General features: G+C 69.7%; 6 protein-coding genes. 4 read left to right on the forward strand and 2 right to left on the reverse strand.

The window, feature by feature from the left end:
• The first annotated feature begins 110 nt into the window (after positions 1–110).
• From ACIPK3_RS12085 to proC, 3 genes are all read left to right on the forward strand, one after another.
• Positions 111–902 carry an ABC transporter ATP-binding protein gene (locus tag ACIPK3_RS12085; protein ID WP_402568627.1) on the forward strand — a complete coding sequence of 264 codons (792 nt, stop codon included), beginning with the start codon at positions 111–113 and terminating at the stop codon, positions 900–902.
• A complete protein-coding gene (locus tag ACIPK3_RS12090; protein ID WP_402568629.1) occupies positions 899–1,672 on the forward strand; it encodes an ABC transporter permease in 774 nt (257 codons plus the stop codon). Before ACIPK3_RS12085 ends, ACIPK3_RS12090 begins: the two co-directional genes overlap by 4 nt.
• A gap of 162 nt (positions 1,673–1,834) precedes the next feature.
• A complete protein-coding gene (gene proC, locus ACIPK3_RS12095) occupies positions 1,835–2,647 on the forward strand; it encodes a pyrroline-5-carboxylate reductase (protein ID WP_402568631.1) in 813 nt (270 codons plus the stop codon).
• A gap of 57 nt (positions 2,648–2,704) precedes the next feature.
• Here the strand turns inward: proC and ACIPK3_RS12100 are convergent, their stop codons facing one another.
• Positions 2,705–3,289 (reverse strand): cysteine hydrolase family protein, encoded by a 585-nt coding sequence (locus ACIPK3_RS12100; RefSeq protein WP_402568633.1) that lies wholly within the window; start codon positions 3,287–3,289, stop codon positions 2,705–2,707.
• A 74-nt stretch (positions 3,290–3,363) separates the two neighbouring features.
• Here ACIPK3_RS12100 and ACIPK3_RS12105 point away from each other — a divergent pair, with 74 nt between their 5' ends.
• Complete coding sequence (locus tag ACIPK3_RS12105) at positions 3,364–4,374, forward strand: GlxA family transcriptional regulator (protein ID WP_402568635.1); 1,011 nt, start codon at positions 3,364–3,366, stop codon at positions 4,372–4,374.
• Here ACIPK3_RS12105 and trpS read toward each other — a convergent pair.
• Positions 4,308–5,339: a tryptophan--tRNA ligase gene (gene trpS, locus ACIPK3_RS12110; RefSeq protein WP_402568636.1), complete on the reverse strand. Its 1,032-nt coding sequence runs from the start codon at positions 5,337–5,339 to the stop codon at positions 4,308–4,310. The two genes, ACIPK3_RS12105 and trpS, sit on opposite strands and share 67 nt — an antisense overlap.
• Between the last annotated feature and the right edge of the window lie 661 nt (positions 5,340–6,000).

Below are 6,000 nucleotides of genomic sequence, written 5' to 3' on the forward strand. Positions count from 1 at the left end.
CGCAAGCGGAACGCGACCATCCGATCGCGCCGCGGCGGTTCACGTGCCACCGCACACCACCCCCGTGCACCCGCTTGACGCGACAGCGCCCCGTCAGCATTATTCATCGCATGATGATTAATTCCTCCGGCGCGCTGGAGGCCCCGGCCGTGGAGGCCGCAGGGCTCACCGTCACCCGTGGCACCCGCACCGTCCTGCACGGCCTCGGCTTCACCGTCCCGCGCGGCCAGATCACCGGCCTGCTCGGCCCCTCCGGCTGCGGCAAATCAACCCTCATGCGCTCGATAGTCGGCACCCAGGCCAAGGTCTTCGGCACCCTCCAGGTCCTCGGCCGCCCCGCGGGCGACCCCGCCCTGCGCACCCGCGTCGGCTACGTCACCCAGGCTCCCTCCATCTACGACGACCTGACGGTCCGCCAGAACCTCGACTACTTCGCCGCGATCCTCGACCCCGGACGAGCCGCCGCCGAACGCCGCCACGAACACATCACCCGGGCCATCGCCGACGTCGACCTCAGCAGCCACGCCGACGCCCTCGCCGGAAACCTCTCCGGCGGACAGCGCAACCGCGTCTCCCTCGCGGTCGCCCTCCTCGGCACCCCCGAACTCCTCGTCCTCGACGAACCCACCGTCGGCCTCGACCCGGTCCTGCGCCGTGACCTGTGGCAGCTCTTCCACGACATCGCCGCCAACCGCGGCGCCACCCTGCTCATCTCCTCCCACGTCATGGACGAGGCCGAGCGCTGCCACCGCCTCCTGCTCATGCGCGCGGGCGAGATCCTCGCCGACGACACCCCCGACGCCCTGCGCGACAGCACCGGCTCGGACACCGTCGAGACGGCGTTCCTGCACCTCGTGGACCAGGCGACCGCAGCCGCCCGCACCAAGGAGACGACCCGATGAGCACCACCACCCCGCCCGCCCCCGCCGGCGTCCTCAACCTCTCCCGCACCACCGCCACCGCGAACCGGGTCCTGCGGCAGCTCCGCCACGACCCGCGCACCATCGCGCTGATGATCCTCATCCCCTGCGTGATGCTCTTCCTGCTCCGCTACGTCTTCGACGGCAGCCCGCGCACCTTCGACAGCATCGGCGCCGCACTCCTCGGCATCTTCCCGATGATCACGATGTTCCTGGTCACCTCCATCGCCACCCTTCGCGAACGCACCTCCGGCACCCTCGAACGACTCCTCGCCATGCCCCTCGGCAAAGCCGACCTCATCGCCGGCTACGCCCTCGCCTTCGGCGTCCTCGCCGTCGTCCAGTCGGCGCTGGCCACCGGACTCGCCGTCTGGGTCCTGGGGCTCGACGTCACCGGCTCACCCTGGCTGCTGCTTCTGGTCGCCCTGCTCGACGCCCTGCTCGGCACGGCCCTCGGCCTCTTCGTCTCCGCCTTCGCGGCCTCGGAGTACCAGGCCGTCCAGTTCATGCCCGCGGTGGTCTTTCCCCAGCTTCTGCTCTGCGGTCTGTTCACCCCCCGCTCCCAGATGCATCCCGTCCTGGAGGGCATCTCGGACGCCCTTCCCATGTCCTACGCCGTCGACGCCATGAACGAGGTCCTCCGCCACACCGACATGACGGCGACCTTCGTCAGGGACGGCCTGATCGTGGCGGGCTGCGCCCTGCTGGTACTCACCCTGGGCGCGGCCACGCTCCGCCGTCGCACTGCGTGACGCCGTGGGGTCGGGCGGCGGACGTCGGCACGGGGCGGTCCTGGCCTTGACCGACCGGGCGGCCGACGGGTGGACGTCCGCCCCACGGACAACCACCCCCACATCACACCGGCGGTGCGAGGATGACCCGGACCACGCAAACCCCCGGAGGGCACCCGCACCATGACGCAGAAAGTCGCAGTCCTCGGTACCGGCAAGATCGGTGAAGCCCTGCTGAGCGGAATGATCCGGGCGGGCTGGGCCCCCGCCGACCTCCTGGTCACCGCCCGCCGCCCCGAGCGGGCCGAAGAACTCCGTGCCCGCCACGGAGTCACCCCGGTCACCAACGCCGAGGCCGCCAAGTCCGCCGACACCCTGATCCTCACGGTCAAGCCGCAGGACATGGGCACCCTCCTGGACGAACTGGCTCCGCACATCCCCACCGACCGCCTGGTCATCAGCGGCGCGGCCGGCATCCCCACCTCCTTCTTCGAGGAGCGTCTGGCGGCCGGCACCCCCGTGGTGCGCGTCATGACGAACACGCCCGCGCTCGTGGACGAGGCCATGTCGGTCATCTCCGCCGGCAGCCACGCCACCGGAGACCACCTCGCCACCGCCGAGGAGATCTTCGGCGCCGTCGGCAAGACCCTCCGCGTCCCGGAGAGCCAGCAGGACGCCTGCACCGCCCTCTCCGGCTCCGGCCCGGCCTACTTCTTCTACCTCGTGGAAGCCATGACCGATGCCGGAATCCTCCTCGGCCTGCCCCGCGACAAGGCCCACGAACTCATCGTCCAGTCCGCGATCGGCGCCGCGGTGATGCTCCGCGACAGCGGCGAACACCCCGTCAAACTCCGCGAGAACGTCACCTCGCCCGCCGGCACCACCATCAACGCCATCCGCGAACTCGAGAATCACGGTGTACGAGCCGCCCTGATCGCCGCCCTCGAAGCCGCCCGCGACCGCAGCCGCGCACTGGCCTCCGGCAAGAAGGACTGACCGGCACCCACTGATCGGCACCAACCGATCGGAACCGCACGGACTCGCGGCGGCGGTTCACGCCGCTGCCGCCATCACCTCCTTCGTCGTCACCACGCGGGCGAAGCCACCTCCGTGCAGGGACACCGCCGACGTCTGCGCCAGCTCGTCCGCGTCGCGCCGCCAGCCGAACGGGCCCTCCAGATCGAAGGTGTGCGTCGCGTCCAGGGGGACCAGGACGTCGTAACCGAGGTTCCCGCCCATCCGGGCGGTCGTCTCCACGCACATGTTCGTCTGGATCCCGATCACCACGAGCTGCGAGATCCCCTCCGCCTCCAGCCACGCCCCCAGATCCGGCGTGCCGTAGAAGGCCGAGTTCACCGTCTTCGTGACCAGCAGTTCCTTTCCGGCGCCCCTGCCGCGCCGCGCCTCCACGTACTCCTTGAAGTCATTGCCCTCGTATCCCGGCCGAAGGGGTGACGCGGGGTTCACCGAGTCGTGCCGGACGAACACGACCGGACGGCCCGTCTCCTGCCACACGCCGATCAGCCCGGCGATGTTGTCGTCCGCCCCGGGGTTGTTGCGCGGCCCCCAGAACCCGGACTCCTCGAAGCCCTTCTGCACGTCCACGACCACCAGCGCTGCGTTCTTCGCGATCTCCATGTTCCCGATCCTGCCCCCGGTCGCACCATCCCCCCAGAGGGTGAAAAGTCAGCGATCGATGGTTTACTGCCAGCATGGAGCCCGAGAACGTCCAACGCGTCGCACTCCTCGCCTTCCCCGGCATCCGCGCCTTCGACGTCTCCGTCATCACGGAGGTCTGGGGCACCGACCGCACCGACCGCGGCGCCCCCGCCTTCGAACTGCGCAGGGTCGCCGTCGACAGCACCACTCCGATCCCGATGCGCGGCGGCTTCGCACTCCACCCCGACCGCACCCTCGCCTGGCTCTCCCGCGCCGACCTCGTCCTGGTCCCCGGCCTCGACGACCACCTCACTCCCGCACCCGCCGCCGTCCTCGCCGCACTCCGCCACGCCCACGCCCGCGGCACCACCATCGCCGCACTCTGCGGCGGGGCCTTCACCCTCGCCCAGGCCGGCCTTCTCGACGGCCGCCGGGCCATCACCCACTGGAACCTGGTCGATCTCCTGCGCACCCGGCACCCCCTCGTCACCGTCGTCCCCGACGCCCTCTTCATCGAGGACGACAACATCTGGACCGCGGCGGGCACCGCGGCCGGCATCGACCTCTGCCTTCATCTCGTCCGCCTGACCCACGGCGCCGAGGCGGCCGCCACCATCGCCCGCGCGATGGTGACCGCCCCCTTCCGCAGCGGCACCCAGGCACAGTTCATCGAGCACCCCACCCCACGCGCGGACCGCGACGCCGACACTCTCGCCGCCGTACGCGAACACGCGCTGCGCAAGCTCCACGAACCGCTCACGGTCGCCGACCTGGCCGCCCAGGCCGGAATGTCACCGCGCTCCTTCGCCCGCCACTTCACCGCCGCCACCGGCACTACACCGCTGCGCTGGCTCCTGGACCAGCGCATCGCCGCGGCGCAGAAGCTCCTCGAACGCACCGACCTGCCGATACCGGAGGTCGCCCGGCGCGCGGGCTTCGGCAGCGAGGTCACGATGCGCCAGCACTTCGCCTCACGCCTCGCCACCAGCCCGCGCGCCTACCGCGCGGCGTTCAGCGCGGGCTCGGCCTCCGTCACCGGCGGCAGCAGTCCGATCGCCCGATAGGCGGTATCGACGGTCGGCCGCGCCATCGCCCGAGCCTTCTCCGCACCATGCCGCAGCACCTCCTCCACATATCCAGGGTCCGCGCACAGCTCCCGGTGCCTGTCCCGCACCGGCCGCAGAACCTCGATCACCGCCTCCGCGGTGTCCTTCTTCAAAGAGCCGTACGACTGGTGAACGGCCGCCAGTGACTCAGGGTTCCCATCCGTGCACGCTGCGAGAATCTCCAGCAGGTTCGCCACCCCCGGGCGCCCCTCCCGGTCGTACACGACCTCGTGCCCGCTGTCGGTGACGGCCCGCATCACCTTTCTGCGCACCACGTCCGGCTCGTCCAGCAGATAGACGATGCCCGGCCCGGAGTCCTCCGACTTACCCATCTTCGACGTCGGATCCTGAAGGTTCATCACCCGCGCGGCCACCTTCGGCGCCGTCGCCCTCGGCACCACGAAGGTGTGCCCGTACCTCTGGTTGAAGCGCACCGCCAGATCCCGGGTCAGTTCCACGTGCTGCTTCTGGTCGTCCCCCACCGGCACCTCGTCGGCGCCGTACGCCAGGATGTCCGCCGCCATCAGCACCGGATACGTCAGCAGGGACAGCCGCACACCACGGCCGCGCGCCCGCTCCCGCGCCTCCTTCTCCCGGTACTGGATCATCCGCCGCATCTCACCGTCGGTGGCCACGCACTCCAGCACATAGGACAGCCGCGCGTGCTCGTCCACATGACTCTGTACGAACACGGTGCACAACCGCGGATCGAGCCCCGACGCCAGCAACAGCGTCGCTGCCTGCCGACTGAGCCGGCGAGTCCGCGCCGGATCGTGGTCCACGGTCAGCGCGTGCAGATCCACGACGCTGAACAGCGCGTCGGACCGGTACTGGTCCACCTCGGCCCACTGCCGCATGGCTCCCAGGTAGTTCCCCAGCGTCAGGTGCCCGGTCGGCTTGACCCCACTGAAGACCCGCGTCATCCCTGTTCCACCTCCTGGTAGAGGCCGCCGTCCCGGCGGCCGGACTCAGGAGCCCTGGAGGGGGAAACGAGAACGGCCGCCGAGGCGGCGGCCGTTGAGTGCATACGTGAGCACGGCCGCCGTCAGGCGGCCCACCACAGCTGGGTGCACGTACGCGTCATCACGGGGTCAGGCTACGCCCGCGGACGGGCCACCGTCTCGCGAGTTGACACGCCCCTGCGCGCTACGTAGTGTTCTCCGGGTTGTTCGACGTGAGCGCCGACTCCGGTCGGTCCCCGAACAGCCATTCCGCAGGTACCAACCATCAATCAGCGATCCGTCGCTGTGTGCTTTGGCGTACGTGTTTGCGAAATGAGGAATCCGCGTTCGAAAAGGCGCAGACCCCGATTAGCTCGGGGGCGAGGAATCCGCTAAAGTCTCACTCGTCGGAACGGCCCAACAGCCGCGAAGACAAACCCCGCTGACTGGGAATCAGGCCCGAAAGGATCTGGTAGAGTCGGAACCGCTGGAAAGGGAAACGCGAGAGCGGGAACCTGGAAAGCACCGAGGAAATCGGGTCGAGAAAAGATCTGATAGAGTCGGAAACGCAAGAACGAAGGGAAGCGCCCGGAGGAAAGCCCGAGAGGGTGAGTACAAAGGAAGCGTCCGTTCCTTGAGAACT

The sequence above is a fragment of the Streptomyces sp. NPDC086787 genome, from assembly GCF_044745865.1.
Classification (GTDB): Bacteria; Actinomycetota; Actinomycetes; order Streptomycetales; family Streptomycetaceae; genus Streptomyces.